The organism is Desulfovibrio sp. (assembly GCF_035644575.1).
Taxonomy (GTDB): domain Bacteria; phylum Desulfobacterota; class Desulfovibrionia; order Desulfovibrionales; family Desulfovibrionaceae; genus Desulfovibrio.
This window is the reverse complement of record NZ_DASQOG010000116.1, coordinates 1-16,033: the sequence shown is the minus strand read 5'-3', so window position 1 is coordinate 16,033 and position 16,033 is coordinate 1. Positions and strand designations below refer to the sequence as shown.

The 16,033-nt window shown below is 56.4% G+C and carries 12 protein-coding genes; 5 read left to right on the top strand and 7 right to left on the bottom strand.

The genetic code is table 11. The features are described from left to right. Positions 1-19 precede the first annotated feature (19 nt). From VEZ52_RS06610 to VEZ52_RS06600, 3 genes are all read left to right on the top strand, one after another. The gene (locus tag VEZ52_RS06610) at positions 20-169 is read left to right on the top strand and encodes a DUF5989 family protein (RefSeq protein ID WP_192111728.1); all 150 of its coding nucleotides are present in this window, start codon (positions 20-22) and stop codon (positions 167-169) included. Between the two features lie 48 nt (positions 170-217). Continuing rightward, entirely contained in the window at positions 218-2,077 is a 1,860-nt protein-coding gene (locus VEZ52_RS06605; RefSeq protein ID WP_324836116.1) for a carbamoyltransferase, read from the top strand. Between the two features lie 800 nt (positions 2,078-2,877). Beyond that, positions 2,878-3,963: a diguanylate cyclase gene (locus VEZ52_RS06600; RefSeq protein WP_324836115.1), complete on the top strand. Its 1,086-nt coding sequence runs from the start codon at positions 2,878-2,880 to the stop codon at positions 3,961-3,963. Between the two features lie 46 nt (positions 3,964-4,009). Here the strand turns inward: VEZ52_RS06600 and brnQ are convergent, their stop codons facing one another. Both brnQ and VEZ52_RS06590 read right to left on the bottom strand, forming a co-directional pair. After that, entirely contained in the window at positions 4,010-5,311 is a 1,302-nt protein-coding gene (gene brnQ / locus VEZ52_RS06595; protein ID WP_324836114.1) for a branched-chain amino acid transport system II carrier protein, read from the bottom strand. 284 nt (positions 5,312-5,595) lie between these two features. Continuing rightward, positions 5,596-6,024 (bottom strand): TOBE domain-containing protein, encoded by a 429-nt coding sequence (locus VEZ52_RS06590; RefSeq protein ID WP_324836113.1) that lies wholly within the window; start codon positions 6,022-6,024, stop codon positions 5,596-5,598. 453 nt (positions 6,025-6,477) lie between these two features. On the opposite strand from VEZ52_RS06590, the gene VEZ52_RS06585 reads away from it, so the two are divergent. Together VEZ52_RS06585 and gdhA are read left to right on the top strand one after the other, a co-directional pair. Continuing rightward, complete coding sequence (locus tag VEZ52_RS06585; RefSeq protein ID WP_324836112.1) at positions 6,478-7,851, top strand: NAD(P)/FAD-dependent oxidoreductase; 1,374 nt, start codon at positions 6,478-6,480, stop codon at positions 7,849-7,851. A 213-nt stretch (positions 7,852-8,064) separates the two neighbouring features. Further along, positions 8,065-9,414, top strand: a complete 1,350-nt coding sequence (gdhA, locus tag VEZ52_RS06580; RefSeq protein ID WP_324836111.1) for an NADP-specific glutamate dehydrogenase — start codon at positions 8,065-8,067, stop codon at positions 9,412-9,414. A 163-nt stretch (positions 9,415-9,577) separates the two neighbouring features. Here the strand turns inward: gdhA and VEZ52_RS06575 are convergent, their stop codons facing one another. From VEZ52_RS06575 to VEZ52_RS06555, 5 genes are all read right to left on the bottom strand, one after another. Further along, positions 9,578-10,138, bottom strand: a complete 561-nt coding sequence (locus VEZ52_RS06575) for a GNAT family N-acetyltransferase (RefSeq protein WP_324836110.1) — start codon at positions 10,136-10,138, stop codon at positions 9,578-9,580. A 34-nt stretch (positions 10,139-10,172) separates the two neighbouring features. Further along, a complete protein-coding gene (locus VEZ52_RS06570) occupies positions 10,173-10,682 on the bottom strand; it encodes a nitroreductase family protein (protein ID WP_324836109.1) in 510 nt (169 codons plus the stop codon). A gap of 244 nt (positions 10,683-10,926) precedes the next feature. After that, entirely contained in the window at positions 10,927-13,224 is a 2,298-nt protein-coding gene (locus tag VEZ52_RS06565; protein WP_324836108.1) for an FAD-dependent oxidoreductase, read from the bottom strand. A 20-nt stretch (positions 13,225-13,244) separates the two neighbouring features. Next, positions 13,245-14,876, bottom strand: a complete 1,632-nt coding sequence (locus VEZ52_RS06560; protein ID WP_240824256.1) for a glutamate synthase-related protein — start codon at positions 14,874-14,876, stop codon at positions 13,245-13,247. After that, the gene (locus tag VEZ52_RS06555; protein WP_297147618.1) at positions 14,864-15,865 is read right to left on the bottom strand and encodes a glutamate synthase; all 1,002 of its coding nucleotides are present in this window, start codon (positions 15,863-15,865) and stop codon (positions 14,864-14,866) included. The genes VEZ52_RS06560 and VEZ52_RS06555 overlap by 13 nt, the downstream gene beginning before the upstream one ends. Between the last annotated feature and the right edge of the window lie 168 nt (positions 15,866-16,033).

The window sequence follows — 16,033 nt, the reverse complement described above, 5'->3', positions numbered from 1 at the left end:
GTTCCTTCAGGAGATATCAATGGATTTTCTTAAAGACCTGCTGCAATTTTTTATGCAGCGCAAAAAATTCTGGCTGCTTCCCCTTGTGCTCGTTCTGCTGCTGTTTGGCGTGCTTGTGGTGATGACCAGCGGCTCGGCCATCGCGCCCTTTATTTACTCTGTTTTTTAACAGCATCTGGTCAGGCGCGCCCAGCGCCAACGACATATGGGAGCCTTCATGCCCAGAGCCATTCTTGGCATTTCTGCCTATTACCACGACTCCGCAGCCGTGCTGCTGGTGGACGGCAAAATCGTGGCAGCCGCTCACGAAGAGCGCTTTTCACGCATCAAGCACGATTCCGGGTTTCCCAGCCACGCTGCGGCCTACGTGCTGCGTGAGGGTGGCCTGAATATTTCCGACCTTGAGGCTGTGGCTTTTTACGACAAGCCCTACCTCAAGTTCGAGCGCCTGCTTGAAACCTACAACGGCTTTGCCCCGGCTGGCCTGCGCAGCTTTCTCTCTGCCATTCCTGTCTGGATCAAGGAGAAGCTGTTCATGCGCTCCATGCTGCGCGAGGCCATAGCCAAGCTCGGCCCCGGCTCGCCCAAGATGCTTTTTCCAGAGCACCATCTTTCGCACGCTGCCAGCGCCTTTTATCCTTCGCCCTTTGACAGGGCCGCCATTCTGACCATTGATGGCGTTGGCGAATGGGCAACCACCACCATTGGCCTTGGCGAGAACGCCAGCATTCGAATTCTCAAAGAGCAGCAGTTCCCCCACTCGCTGGGCCTGCTCTACACGGCTTTTACAGCGTACTGCGGCTTCAAGGTCAATTCGGGCGAATACAAGCTCATGGGGCTTGCCCCTTACGGCGATGGCGACATGGAGCTTGTGGCCAGGCTCAAAAAAGCCATCTGCGACAGCCTTGTGGATATTCGCGAAGACGGCTCCCTGCTGCTGAACATGGAATACTTTGACTATGCCACCGGCCTGCGCATGTACAAGCGCGACAAGTGGGAAAAGCTGCTGGGTATTCCCCCTCGCGATGCGGAGAGCGAAATAGGTCAGGAATATATGGCCCTGGCGCTGGCTATCCAGCAGGTGACGGAAGACATCGTGCTCAAGCTGGCCCGCACGGCCCGCGAGCTGACCGGCTGCGACAATCTGGTCATGGCGGGCGGTGTGGCCCTGAACTGCGTTGCCAACGGCCTGCTGATACGCAGCGGCATCTTCAAGAAGGTATGGATTCAGCCCGCCTCCGGCGACTCTGGCGGCGCGCTGGGTGCTGCGCAGGCTGCCTGGCATATCTGGGGCGGCAACGAGCGTCCATCACCCAACGGTATTGATGCCATGCAAGGCTCCTACCTTGGGCCCGAGTTTTCTCGCAACGACATTATGCGGGTTGCTCGCCGTTTTGACGCGCCCTATACCGAATACGCCAACCTTGAAGAACTGTATTCCACAGTGGCCCAGCATCTTGCGGACGGCGCTGTGGTCGGCTGGTTTCAGGGCCGCATGGAATACGGCCCCCGAGCCTTGGGCGACAGGTCTATTCTGGGCGACCCCAGAAGGCCTGAAATGCAAAAAAAGCTGAACCTCAAGATCAAATTTCGCGAGGGGTTCCGTCCCTTTGCGCCCTCCGTGCTGGAAGAATACTGCGCTGAATGGTTTGATCTTGACGCCAAGTCGCCCTACATGCTGGTGTGCGCCCCTGTGGCGCAGAAGCACCGCACGGCGCTGCCGGAAAACGTGCGTGAGCTGCCGCTCTACGACAGGCTGTATCTGCAACGCTCCTCTGTACCGGCCATCACGCATGTGGATTGGTCTGCCCGCATCCAGAGCGTTTCGCGCAGCACCAATCCCCGTTACTGGGGGCTGATAGACACGTTTCGGCGTGAGCAGGGCTGCCCCATGGTCGTCAACACAAGCTTTAACGTGCGTGGCGAACCCATTGTCTGCACGCCACTGGACGCCTATACCTGCTTTATGCGTACAGAAATGGACTTTCTTGTGCTTGGCGACACGATTTTTGACAAACGCAACCAGCCAGAGTGGCAGGAAAATGTAGACTTCAAGTCCATTTTCACACTCGACTGACGTACTGCTGCATTACAAAAAGCATAAACCAAGAGCGGAACTCCATCTAGGAGTTCCGCTCTTGGTTTATGTGCTGCAAATGGTGCGCGGCCAGTATCGCATAAGTATGTATACACAGATTAAAAACGCTATTAATAATTGTTTATGCAATCAAGTAATCTTGTTGCCGTTTTAGCAAATATTATATAATTTGACTGTTGATATATTTTTATTACTATAATGTATTATATTCATACCATACACGAACGAGTTATGGTAACTTTGGAGCTAAAGTGGAATTTCATATTCCAACAATTTTTGTGATGCTGGTTGTTGGTTGCATTACGCTTGCGGCATCTGCACTTGCGGCTTCAGAACGTCATGCAGGCGATGGTTTACGCGAATGGGGTTTGGCGCTTTGCATTCACGCCACAAGTTATATTCTCTTTGCTCTGCGCGGAAATATTCCAGATTTTTTATCTGTTGTGTGCGCAAACACTTTTTTTTCTATTTCCTATGCAATTTTTTACCATGCTGTTCATATTTTTCTTGGCATACATCCGCGAAACAGATTTCTGTTTTGGGGGCCGCCTCTGGTTACAACGGTTGGCGTGCTTGCTTTCTTTGACTCTGTCATCTTTCGCGTTCTGATGATCAATGCCTTGCTGGCATTTCAGGGTTTTCTCGTGCAAAAGGCACTGCTAAGTTACAGGTTTGATTTTTCTGTGCGGGGGCGCAACCTGATGGTATTTGGCATTGGGTTATCAATTGTCGCGCTTGCATGGAAATTTTGCACAGCCCTTGTTGCCCCAGATCAGATAATGAGCATTTTTCTGAACACTCCTGTTCAGGTAACACTCTACCTTGTCACATTTATTTCCTTGATCATGGTGTCAACGGGCTTTGCGCTTATGGCAAAGGAGCGCTCGGATGCGGCCTTGCGCAAGGCTGCCCTGCTGGACAGGCTGACCGGCTGCTGGAACCGTGTGCGCATTGAAGAGATCTTGCAGCAGGAAATGGCGCGCATGCACCGCTATGGACACCCGGTTACGCTGCTGATGCTGGATCTGGACAATTTCAAGCGTATCAATGACCAGTTCGGGCACCTTGCTGGTGATGAAGTGCTGCGGGGGTTTGGAAGATTACTGCGCACAGATATACGCGCAACTGACGTGCCTGGACGGTGGGGCGGTGAAGAATTTGTTGTGGTCTTGCCTTCATCCACATTTTTCGATGCCGTAACGCTGGCGGAGCACATCCGTGAGCGTTTGGAAAAATTCAAATTTTCTTTTGGTACGCTGGTTACTGTCAGCATTGGCGTGGCGGCCTGCCGGGCAACTGACACTATGGAAGAATGGATGCAACGGGCAGATATGGCCCTCTATAGAGCTAAACTTGCCGGACGCAATCAGGTCAAGGTGGAGGATCTGGACGGCAGCATCAGCAATTTTATTTGCAGCCCTTCAAGCGCATTGCGCCTTCAGTGGAGCGAGACATATGAATGCGGGCATGCGGAAATTGACCAGCAGCACCGCAATCTGTTTGCAACGGTCAACAACCTGCTGCAACTGGACAGCTCCGGCGCTGACCAAAAAACGATTGCATCCGCAGTGAAAGGCCTGCTGGCGGACACGGTGGAGCATTTTCAGTTTGAAGAGCACATCCTGAACCAGATCGAATACCCGGATGCGCCCTCGCACATACAGGCACATCAACGCCTGCTGGACAGAGCCAACATCCTGCTGGCCCAGTTCCAGCGTGATGGCGCAGACCTCGCGGCCTTGCTGCACTTTATGATTTACGAGCTGACAGCCCAGCACATCATGATTGACGACAGGTGCTTTGGCAAAATTGACGCCGCAGCGCCTGGAGCGCCCACACCGTCACGTCCGACTGCACATGACTAAGCAACGCTGGCCGGGGCAAAGCGCCAGCCAGCAATACTGCCTGAGACTACGCCCTGCCCCTGTCCTGACGCACAAAAAAGCCCGCAATGCCAAAAATCAGTGCGGGCAATATCCAGCCAAGCCCCACCGATTCAAAAGGCAGCATGGCTGTCAGCTTGATGGGCAGCCCAAAATCTTCAAGCACGCTCATGCCGCTGCTCAGTAGAGCGCCAACCGTAGCAAAACGAAAAATGTTGTCGTTCTTGATGAACCTGTCAAACAGTGAAAGCACGATAACAGTGAGTGCGCCGGGGTACAGAAAAATCAGCACTGGCGCCGCAAGGGAAATGATGCTGTCCAGCCCCACGTTTGAGGCCACCATGCTGAACAAGCCAGTGGTGATGACCACAGCCCTGTAGCTGAAGCGCCCCTTGCTGAACTGCGAAATAAAGGTGCCTGTGGTGCCGATCAACCCAACAGCCGTTGCCATACAGGAAACACTTATCACGACTGCCAGCAGCCAATTGCTGGCACGGCCAAAAAGTCCACTTACAAGGCCTGAGACAAGCGCGCCCTTTTCCGTATCAGCCGGATACAGCCCGGAGCCTGTCGCACCAAGGTAGCACAGCCCGCCGTAAATTATGAACAGCAGCACCCCTGCCACAAGGCTGGACAGGCCAACGGAAAGCGCTTTCTGACTGCCTGAGGTATAGCCCTTGCCCTTGAGCGTATTCACAATAATAAAACCGTAAACCAACGCGGCCATGACATCCAGAGTCTGATATCCGGCGAGAATGCTGTTCCACGCAACCTTGGCGTCGTGTACGCTGGCGTTGATTTCTCCCAGCGGCCAGGCAACGGCGGCGCATACAATCAGGATAAACCCGCCGATCTTGATGGGCGAAAGGTAGCGGGCGATGGCGTCCACCATATTTGATTCGCGATATGCCAGTAATGTAGAAATACCAAAAAAAGCGGCAGAATAGAGAACTTTGGCAAGGCTGAACCCCCTGGACGAGTAGCCAAGCGGCGCAAAAGAAATGGCAAAGGCGGTGGCCCCTGTGCGGGGAATGGCCAGCAACGGCCCAATGCACATAATGATTGCCAGCATCATGAGCATGGCCGGGGTTCCGCCAAGCCTGTAAAAAAGCCCTTCCTTTCTGTCAATGCAGGAAGAAGCCAGCATGGCGTAAATGGTCAGCAGGGCAAGGCCCACATCTGCCGCGTAATAGCACAAAAAACCCGTAAACCACTGCGATCCCGCCGTCAGGCCGATGTAGGGAGGAAAAACCACATTCCCCGCGCCAAAAAGCATGGCGAACAAGGCCGCCCCAACCACAAATGAATCGCGCACGAGTTTTTTGTTCATAAAATTCCAGTAGTACGAGTATTACAGGGGCCTGCCCTTTGCCGTGGAACGGCGCAAGCCACCCGCGCCGCCTCAAATATCAGAAGGCGAGGCCGCAGGCTATATGGTCAGGTCAATTTTTTTTTGAGCCAGGCACGAAAGGCGGTCAAAAATAATAACCTTTCAGCATGTTATATACGCAGGCCAGAGCAAAAAATTCGGCTCTGCCGTTTAGTGCAAACAGCAGAGCCGCTACAGATCAGGGCCTGTGAGAATGGCCCTGAACCTAAACTCAATGAATCGATTTACTTGGCTACAGCAAGAATAACCTGCGAGGCCTTAACAATGGCGGTAACCTTTTTGCCGGGTTCCAGGCCAAGGTTCTTGATGCTGCCCATGGTCACAATGGATGCGATGGAAGCGCCGCCGGGCAGTTCAACAATAACCTCGGCATTGACCGCGCCGGGCGTAACTTTGCTCACAGTACCGGCAAACTGGTTGCGGGTAGAGAGTAGGTAGTTTTCTGCATCATTCATCAGCAGTACAAAGCTGGCCTTGATGAGGGCCATTGCGCTGGCGCCAGGCTTGAGACCAAGATTCTTGGTGCTCACCTTGGTAATGGAGGCAACGATGTTAATACCGCCTTCAACGGCCAATTCCACTTCATCATTGACTGCGCCGGAGTTAACGGCAACAATTTTTCCGGAAAAAACGTTTCTTGCGCTGGTTTCCATATGGTTCTCCTTCAGTTTGCGGAGTGACTGGAATAATCGGGGGGAGGACAACCTCCGCTTTGTATGGAGCAAGACTACAGGCTTTGCAGTAAAATAGCCAACCACTCGCAGCGGTACACAGATAAATATTAATATTCTGTTATTTCATACGATTAAATCATCACGTTTTTTATTAAATGCGTGATTATAAAAATTATTTTTTTGATGCCCCGGCAAAAGCACAGCGCCACCTCGATACGCAGAATACGCAGTCTATCCCCGCCGCCAGACCGCGCATGGTGACAATGTATTCAAGACACCGTACCATGCTCTGCCACAAGCCGTGCGCTACTGCACCCAGCGAGGAGCCAGCGGCCTTTCCCTCTAACAGCAGCCTTCAGTGGGGCCATGACAGCCACGCCCTGATTAACCGTGCGCGTGACACATGCCCAACTGCCAATATCCGGAGAACGCATGAATACGTTTGATGTTGTCATTATCGGCGGCGGCCCAGGCGGAGCCAAGGCCGCAGGCATACTTGCCCGTGGTGGAAAATCCGTTGCGCTGATTGAAAGCACCCATATGGGCGGCGTATGCCTTAACTGCGGCTGCATCCCAACCAAACTGCTCCTGGGCGCAACCGCTCCTGCGGGATTGCTGCGTGGTCTTGAGCGCCAACGCGTGGCCAAGGGCAGCATTGAAGTGGATTACGATGCTCTGCAAAAACGGATTCAGCGTTTTGTCAAAGCCTCGTCCCAGACTCTGAGCAAAGGCCTGGAGCAGCTTGGCGTAACACTCATTGAAGGCCGCACCGCTTGCGTCAGCCCCTCCGAGGTTATGGTGACAGCCGCAGACGGCAGTGTGCAGAATCTGTGCGCAGAACACATCATCCTTGCTGGCGGTTCCCGCTCCGCCGCATTCCCCGGCATGACGCCTGACCATGACGCGGTTCTGGACAGCACAGACATGCTGCGCGTGCCCGCTGTGCCGGAAAGTCTGATTGTTGTGGGCGCGGGGGCCATTGGCCTTGAAATGGCCGACTTTTTCAACGCCATGGGCAGCAAGGTCACCATTGTAGAAGCCGCACCCCACCTTGCCCCAACGGAAGATGCCGATCTTGGTCTGGAAATGGCAAAGCTCCTTGGCAAAACCGGCATAACCTGCATCACTGGCGTTAAGGCTGCATCACTGACAACGCGTGAGGGCGCGGCAGTGCTCGTTCTTGAGGACGGCAGGGAACTGACCGCCGCCAAGGCTCTTGTGGCTGTGGGCAGAACGCCCAACACTGACAATCTTGGAGCGGAAAAAGCCGGATGCACGCTTCAGGCGCGCGGATTCATCACCGTTGACGAGCACCTTATGGCAGCCCCAAATGTTTACGCCATTGGCGACATCAACGGGCAAACCCTGTTGGCGCATGCTGCCGAGCATCAGGGCGCGTATGTGGCGCGGCGCATTGTTGGAGCGCAAAGCGGCCCCTACGCCTCCGGGCCGGTGCCTTCCTGCGTTTACGGCAGTCTGGAAATCATGCGTGTTGGCATTACCGCCAGGCAGGCCCTGGCCCAGAGCGGCCCGGTGGCAGTTTCCAAGGCGCAGCTCATGGGCAACGCCATTGCCCAGGCCGGGGGCGATGCGTCCGGCTTTATCAAGATTGTGTGGCAGAACGGGAGCATTGTTGGCATTGCTGCTCTGGGGCACGGTGTTTCGCACCTTGTCACAGCGGCGCAGTTGCTGCTCATAGGCCAATACCACGGCAACGCGCTCAACGCCTTCATGTTTGCGCACCCGACACTGGACGAAGCGTTGCACTCCGCGCTGGAAGCGACACCAGAACCTTTTGCTGGCTGATGCCAGAAATTCCGCATTTCCGGCCATCTGCCCCGGTCAGCCCTCAAGCCGACCGGGGCTTTTTGTCGCAAACGTCACATCCCTCATATCGGATTACGTATTTTTTTAAATTCTTGTCAAACTACATCATCTTGTCTAAAAAAAACCTGCTTGGATCAATGTTATGCGGAAATTTTTTCGTGCAATCCTTACCCCCCCTATCAGGAGAGCAACATGCCTTATGTTGAACGTGTGTTAAATAACCTTAAAGAAGCCTACCCCCATGAGCCTGTTTTTTTGCAGGCAGTACAAGAGGTGTTGCAAAGTCTGCAACCCATTCTGGACAAGCAAACTGAATACGCAAAAATGAAAATCCTTGAGCGGATTGTGGAGCCGGAACGCTGCGTCTCCTTCCGCGTGCAATGGATGGACGACACAGGGCAGGTTCAGGTTAACCGGGGGTATCGGGTTCAGTACAACTCGGCTCTCGGCCCGTTCAAGGGCGGCCTGCGCTTTCACCCCAGCGTAAATCAGGGCGTGCTGAAATTTCTTGGCTTTGAGCAGATTTTCAAGAACTCGCTCTCGGGCCTTGCCATTGGCGGCGCCAAGGGCGGCTCGGATTTTAACCCCAAGGGTAAATCCAAGACGGAGATCATGCGCTTCTGCCAGGCATTCATGACGGAACTCTGGACGCACATTGGCGCAACTGTTGATGTGCCTGCTGGCGATATTGGCGTGGGCAGTCAGGAAATCAGCTTTCTTTTTGGGCAGTACAAACGCCTGACCCGGCGTTATGAAGGCGTACTCACCGGCAAAAACCTGCTCTTTGGCGGTTCGCTGGCGCGGCCTGAAGCCACTGGCTACGGCGCTGTGTATTTTGCCCAGGCCATGCTCGATGCGCGAGGCCAGAGCCTTGAAGGCAAGGTCTGCACGGTCTCAGGCGCGGGCAACGTGGCTATCCACTGCTGCCAGAAGCTTACTCAGGTGGGGGCAAAACCCGTGACAGTTTCCGACTCGCGCGGCATGATCTATGACCCTGAGGGCATCAGGCTGGACGTGCTCAAGCAGGTGAAAGAAATTGAGCGCGGCCCCCTCACCCGTTATGCGGAGCTGGTTTCTTCCGCCAAGTACACGCCTGTGGCGTCCTATCCCGCTGGGCGCAATGCCGTGTGGAACGTACCCTGCTTTGCGGCTTTTCCCTGCGCGACGCAGAACGAACTGAACCTTGCGGACGCCGAGACCCTGCTGGCCAATGGCTGCGGTTGCGTGGCGGAAGGTGCAAACATGCCCTCTACGCTTGACGCAGTGCATGCCTTTATCTCCTCCGGCATCGCCTACGGCCCCGCCAAGGCCGCCAACGCGGGCGGCGTGTCTGTGAGCCAGCTTGAAATGGCGCAGAATGCCAGCATGCAGCGCTGGACGTTTGAAGCGGTGGACAACCAGCTCAAGCACATCATGTATGATATTCACCAGCGTGCCGCTGCCACTGCCGCAGAATTCGGCCACAAGGGCAACCTTGTGATGGGCGCGAACATTGCGGGCTTCCGCAAGGTGGCTGACGCCATGATCGCTCTGGGCGTATAACACTACGGTTGGCAGTCATGCCTGAGCATGCTTGCCTGCAAGAATAACAAAAAGCCTGTTGCGTTGTGGAATATTCCTGAGAAGGACACATTCCGCCGCAACAGGCTTTTTTTGTGATTACGTGCATTCATATGATAGAGTGTCGCGCCGCAACTCCCTGGAATCACACGCCAGTGGTGTCTCCAAGTCCCAGTGGCCGCTGCATCAGCACAACATCAACCCATTGGCCGAGCTTGTAGCCCGCAGACTGGAGCACACCTGCGTGCCTAAAGCCATGCGCCGCATGCAGGGCAATGGAACCAGCGTTGCCGCTGTGGCCGATAACAGCCACCATCTGCCGCCAGGGGCCGCGCTCGCACCGCTCAATGAGCGCTTGCAGCAGCGCATGCCCAAGCCCTTGCCCCATGGCCTGTTGGGCAACATAGATGGAATCTTCCAGGCAAAATCTGTAAGCTGACCGCGCACCGTATAGACCAGCGTAACAATAGCCCACAACGGTATTGTCCTGCCGGGCCACCAGATAGGGCAAACCAAGTGCGAGCACTGCCTGGCGGCGACGCTCCATTTCTTCCATGTTGGGCGGCAGCTCTTCAAACGTTGCCAGCCCGTGCAGCACGTGCCAGGCATAAATGTCCTGCACTGCCGCCATATCATCCGGTTGCGCGTCATCTACAATAATGTGCGGCGCGCAGCCCGCGCCGGAGCGCAAAGGTTGTGAATCCATGAGTGCAGGCCTCAAGGTTGCGGAGTAGCGCTGTTTACCAGCCGTTCAGGTGAACCTTGCTTTCGTTGAATCTGTCCGCCTCGGCAAAGGGCTGCGCAGGATGCCCCATGACCACAAGACCGAGCATGTTGATCTGGTCCGGAACATTGAGCAGTTCGCGGATAGGTTCAACGCGGTCTTCAAAGGGGTACATGCCGCACCACACCGTGCCAATGTTCAGGCCGCGCGCGGCGATGAGCATGTTTTCCAGAGCGGCCGTGCAATCCTGCTGCCAGTAGCCGGGAACCTTGGCTTCTTCGGGATTGGCGCAAACCACAATCACAACAGGCGCTTCAGCGGCCATTTTGGCATAGGGGTGCCGCTCGGCAATGGAGGCCAGCAGGGCCTTGTCGCGCACAACCACAAAGTGCCAGGGCTGTTTGTTGTGTGCGCTGGGCGCGCACATGGCGGCCTTGAGTACGAGCTGCAAGTCTTCATCGCTCACAGGCTCAGCCGTGAATTTACGTATGCTGCGGCGGGTAAACAGGGCTTCAAAAACATCCATTGAAATTCTCCTGAAAATGCTGGCAGTGAAACCGCATACTGCGATTGCGCGCAAAGCACGGCAAAATACAGTGCGGTCTGAATTCAGATAAACTGTGCCTGAACCCAGTATGCAATAATTTTGCTTCAAACAAAAGTCAGTATGCCTGGCACTGGCGGCGCAAAAAAGCCCCCTTTCTGACCCGGGTTGCGGGAGAAAGGGGGCTTTGCGTTCATTCAGGGCAGGCAAAAAGCCCGCCAGAGGCCTAGCTCATGTCCCAGTTGGGATACATGGTCCAGATGCCGCAGGGGCAGATACCGGAGCAGATGCCGCAGCCGATGCAGCGGGCAGGATCTGAAACGTATTCAAATCCACCGCCAGCGGTTTCCTTGCGGTCAATGGCCTTTTCCGGGCAGGATTTGAGGCACATCTTGCAGTCGCGGCAGGTGCCGCAGCTCACGCAGCGGGAGAATTCATCCTGCGGCGTCGGCAGCTCACGGTCATGACACTTGGCAAAATAGGCCGTGTGCAGACGCGTGGAAGGCACGAGCTTTTTCTTTTCCGGCGTGTAGGTTTCGCCGCGCACAAAGGCATCTGCGGCAAAGGCGGCATCGCGGCCCGTGCCGATGGCATGCACCAGCAAACCGGGCTTGATAACGTCGCCCACTGCAAAAACGCCGTCCATGATGCTGAGGTCGGGCTTGGGCACGATCCATTCGCGGAACTTTTCCAGCCCTTCCGGCAGGAAGGAGAGGTCGGGCGATTCGCCAATGGTGATAATGACCATCTTGCCGGGAATGAGCGTCCCTTCCTGGGTGATGATGCCGTTATCGGTGACTTCCTTGGTCTGCACGGGCCACACAAGCTTGCCGCCCAGCCCTTCAACATGCTCAATTTCATGGGCAAAGGCGGCGGGCTTCTGCACGTCGATGCAGGTCACCTGCTTGGCGCCCATGGCGTATGCGCCCACAGCGGCGTCCATACCCGCGTTGCCGCAACCGATAACAATCACGCTGTCGGGCACGGCGGGCTTTTCGCCCTTGTTGATGGCCTTCAGAAAGTCTATGCCAGCCACGATCTTTTCATGACCGGGCCAGGGGAAGATGCGCGGTACATGCCCGCCGGTGGCGACCACCAGGGCGGAGTGCTTTTTGCGCAGTTCCTCGAACTTTTTGGCGTCAACAGGGCAATTGTTCACAAAGGTCACGCCCATGTCCTCAATGCGCTTGAGTTCCTTGCGCAGCAGGTCATGGTTCAGGCGGGCACGGGGAATCACCTGCTCAAGCTTGCCGCCCATGACGGAATCGGCTTCGTACACGGTGACGTCGTGGCCCAGACGGGCCAGCTGCCAGGCAGCCGTGAGGCCGCCAACACCGCCGCCGATCACGCCAATGTGCTTGCCGGTGCGGGTTTTGGGCTTTTCGACCGTGATGTCCGCAGAACAGGAACCGAGCTTGCCGATCTGCACGGGGCTGTCCAGATCAGTGCGCGTGCAGCTCTGCATGCAGGGGTTGGGGCACACGCTGCCGCAGACGGAACCGGGGAACGGCGTGTAATCCAGCACCATGCGGTAGGCTTCTTCCACATTACCTTCACGCAGAAGGTTAAGTCTGCGCTGGGTGGGGATGGACGCCGGGCAGTTGAATTCACAAGGGGCGGCATATTCGGCGTTCTGCCACATGGGCACGCGCATGCGATAATCGCCGCGCGCCACCAGCCCGTTGACCATAAAGTCATCGGGGGCCACATCGCTGAAAATACCGCTGGGTATCCATTCCTTGCTGCGGAACTGCCCAAGGCTCAAGACTTCCTTCTGGCCCCGCTCCTCAAACGGCAGCGGCGTGATCTTCTGCCACTGGCTCCAGTCGCACAGTTCGCTGCGCAGGCTGGGCTGGTCAATGGCCATCAGAAAATCGTCAAGACCAGCGTCAAGCCAGGCGATGTCTTCATCGTCCAGGGGATTAAGTCGCACGTCCTTGGGCAGCTGTCCAACAGGCCCACGGAAGTAAACAGCACCGCCAACCATGCCGACGCAGGAGCGTTCGCCCATGACCGAGGCAATGTTCTGGCTGTCATGGCCGCACACAACGGCCTTGCCGCCGCCCATGAATTCAAAAGAGAAACTGCCCACGCTCTTGAGCACCCAGAGTTCCGGCGCTTCATAAAGGGGGTCGTGCTTCATGAGGGAGCCTGAGCGGGTACCCGCGCGGCCACCAATGTAAACAGTGCCAGCTGCCGCGCAGTGGGCCGCAGTGTCGCCCGCATCGCCGCGCACCACAATGCGCCCGCCCGCGTTCAACCAGCCTACGTCCGCCGAGGCGGAGCCTTCAACCAGGATTTCGGTGTTGGGCAGGCACATGGAGCCTACCCGCTGACCGGGGTTGCTGACCTTGAAGGTCAGCTTTTTTCCTTCTTTGTTCCACAGGGGGCCGCCGATGTCGTGCTGGCCCGAGGCCTCAATATAAAAGTCAGTCTCGCCCTTCTCTACCGCCGCCTCAATGGCCAGCAGCAAATCCTGGGTGGACATGCGCTTGTGTTCGTCTACCGTGCTAACGCGCAGCATGTTCTGCTCCTCGCCAAAGTCTAACAGGCGTACTGGATATCCAGCTTGTCGGCCACAGCCTTGTCCGTGGTAACCAAGGCGTCGGAACGCCCAACCGGCAGCGAACTGTTGCCCACAGGGGCCAGCAGCTTGCGCAGTTCGGAGTCAAAGGCCAGCATGTAGTCCACAATGTTCTGCGCGCCCCTGTCCACATCCAGCCTTTTGACCAGACGCGGATCCTGGGTGCATATGCCCGTGGGACATTTGCCGGTATTACAGGCATTGCAGCGGCCGTGTTCATTGCCGACGCAGCCCAGCAACTGAATGAGAATCTTGCCGATGATAACGCCGTTGGCGCCAAGACAGATCATCTTGAAGGCATCCGCAGCCGCGTTGCCCGTCAGGCCTATGCCGCCGCCAGCCCACAGGGGAATCTGCCCCTGAAGACCCTGGGCAACGGCAGCCATGTAGCAGTCGCGCAGCTTGGAAACAATGGGATGCCCGGTATGCTCCAGCGAAACCTCGTTGGCAGCGCCGGTGCCGCCCTGAATGCCGTCGATGAAGAACCCGCCGCAAATCTTGTAGGGATCGCGCAGCAGGTTGTTGTAAACGGAAACAGACGTGGCAGATGCAGCGCACTTGATAGCCACCGGCACGCGGAAGCCAAAGGCCGCATTGAGCGAAAGGTGCATTTTCTGCACGGATTCTTCAATGGAATACAGGCCCTGATGGTTCGGCGGCGAATGCAGGGTCGCCTTGGGCACGCCACGGATGGCCTGAATGTGCGGAGCCACCTTGGCTGCGGGCAGCAGGCCGCCGTCGCCGGGTTTTGCACCCTGCCCAATCTTGATGAGCACGCCCGCCGGGTCGGTCTTCATGCGGGGCATGGCCTTGATGATGCGGTTCCAGCCAAAGTGACCGGAGGCGATCTGCAAGATCATGTACTTGAGCTGGTCGGATTCCAGCAGCTTGATGGGCATGCCGCCCTCGCCCGAGCACATGCGCACGGGCATGCCGCAGTGTTCATTAAGATAGGCTGCGGCAAGGGCAATGGCTTCCCACGCGCGGGTGGAGAGCGCGCCGATGCTCATGTCGCTGAAGATGGCGGGGTAAATCCAGTGCACCGGGGGGGTGCGCTCGGTCAGCACAAGGCTGTCGCCGTCAACGCGCAGGGGCAGTTCCTTGGCAAGCATGACGCGGCCAAGGGGCGAGCGGATATCAAAGGTGTGACGCTCGGAATCCAGCGCGGGGTCGGTCATCTGGCTGATGCGGCCCACAAAGATGGAATCGAGCGTGCGCGGCGGGTTCAGGTTGGTGCGTCCGCCCCGTTTGACGGGGCCGTGGTGACGCGCCAGCACGGGGAACCGGTTATCCTGGTTGCGCACGGGTTTGATGGCCGCGTTGGGGCAGATTTTTTCGCACATGCCGCACCCAACGCAGGCGTTGGGGATGCTGGCCTTTTGCATGATGACCGGACGCGCGGAATGCTCCTGCGTAGGGTCGGGAAAGGCCTTGCGCGAAAGCGTGATGCTGCGGCGCATCATGCCCACTTCAATGGCGTTGAAAGTACACGCCGCCACGCACGAGCCGCACATGGTGCACAAATCGGGGCGGTATTCTATCTTCCAGCGCAGGTCGTTAACACTTACGTCCTGAGTTCTTACTGATTCCATCGCTGCACCGCCAGATCGTTGTCAATAACCACCATTTCCCGTTCATTGGGATAGATGTCGTTGGAGATGTCGCGGTCGGGCATGATGGCGTTCAGACCGCAGACCTCGGAGGCGATGGCCACCATGTCCGAGTTTACGCCCACAACAACGGGCCGCAGCTTTTTGGAGTCGCAGCAGGTAATCATCTTGCCGTCAGGCAGAAGGCCGATGATGGTGTTGGGGCCGTTGATCTCCAGATGCGCGAGGGATTCGCGAATAAGATTCAGCACCTTGCGGTCAGCGCGCTGTTCCGCCTCCACAAAAGGCAGGGGCGTGATAACATGCTTGTAATACTTGATGGGCCAACGCAGCTCATGCAAGACATAGTGCAAGGTGTACAGAAAGTTCTGCGAGTCGGATTCAAAACCCACATAACCTCTGTGCAGCGACTTCTGAAACTCTTTGTTCTTGGTGAAAAACGTGTTCTCGCCGTTGGCGCACACAGTGTAGCCCTGCAAAAAGAAGGGATGCGCAGCGTAACGCACGATGGCGTAGTTGGTATTCTGGCGGCACTGGGTCACGATATTGCGCGCGGTCAGGCGGCCATCGTCTTTCCATAGTCGAAAATATACAGCTATGTCGGCAGGATCACCGATTTCTTTAAGGGTCAGCACATCGGGCCAGAACGAATAGACAAAGCCATTCTTTTTCTCGGCCAATAAGTCCCGCAGCTCAAGGCGCGTGTCCAGCAGCAGGTTTTCACGATCTTCCTGACTACGGGAGCGGTATTCCTCCGGGTAGTCATAGTTGCGGAAGACGTAACGGGGCATGGCCTCAATCTTGAGGCCGGGGCGTTTGTCCACTTCAGGCACCCACTGGGCAACCTGCACAAAACCCTTTTCTTCCATGTAGTCGTTGACCAGTTGCACACCCTCGGGGGTGCAGGCCAATGAAAGCAGGGGCTTGTCTTTGTAGTGGCTGAACACGCCCTCCAGGTCTTGCATAACCATAGCAAAACCGGAGTTGTCATGCCCTTCCTGCTGCGGCAGCATTAGATTGAGCGCCATTGAGGGGGGTACAGGCGTCTTGCTCTTGATGGAACCAATTCTGCACATAGCTGTTAACCTCGGGAAAATGCGTCACTTGAAGACCAGCCCGCAAAACTGGGCTACAGGGAC

Coding starts and splice junctions, on each gene's coding strand:
- VEZ52_RS06575 (WP_324836110.1), bottom strand. CDS start 10,138: ATGGATTCACAACCTTTGCGCTCCGGCGCGGGCTGCGCGCCGCACATT.
- VEZ52_RS06555 (WP_297147618.1), bottom strand. CDS start 15,865: ATGGTTATGCAAGACCTGGAGGGCGTGTTCAGCCACTACAAAGACAAG.
- VEZ52_RS06565 (WP_324836108.1), bottom strand. CDS start 13,224: ATGCTGCGCGTTAGCACGGTAGACGAACACAAGCGCATGTCCACCCAG.
- VEZ52_RS06610 (WP_192111728.1), top strand. CDS start 20: ATGGATTTTCTTAAAGACCTGCTGCAATTTTTTATGCAGCGCAAAAAA.
- gdhA (WP_324836111.1), top strand. CDS start 8,065: ATGCCTTATGTTGAACGTGTGTTAAATAACCTTAAAGAAGCCTACCCC.
- VEZ52_RS06560 (WP_240824256.1), bottom strand. CDS start 14,876: ATGGAATCAGTAAGAACTCAGGACGTAAGTGTTAACGACCTGCGCTGG.
- VEZ52_RS06585 (WP_324836112.1), top strand. CDS start 6,478: ATGAATACGTTTGATGTTGTCATTATCGGCGGCGGCCCAGGCGGAGCC.
- brnQ (WP_324836114.1), bottom strand. CDS start 5,311: ATGAACAAAAAACTCGTGCGCGATTCATTTGTGGTTGGGGCGGCCTTG.
- VEZ52_RS06570 (WP_324836109.1), bottom strand. CDS start 10,682: ATGGATGTTTTTGAAGCCCTGTTTACCCGCCGCAGCATACGTAAATTC.
- VEZ52_RS06600 (WP_324836115.1), top strand. CDS start 2,878: ATGAGCATTTTTCTGAACACTCCTGTTCAGGTAACACTCTACCTTGTC.
- VEZ52_RS06605 (WP_324836116.1), top strand. CDS start 218: ATGCCCAGAGCCATTCTTGGCATTTCTGCCTATTACCACGACTCCGCA.
- VEZ52_RS06590 (WP_324836113.1), bottom strand. CDS start 6,024: ATGGAAACCAGCGCAAGAAACGTTTTTTCCGGAAAAATTGTTGCCGTT.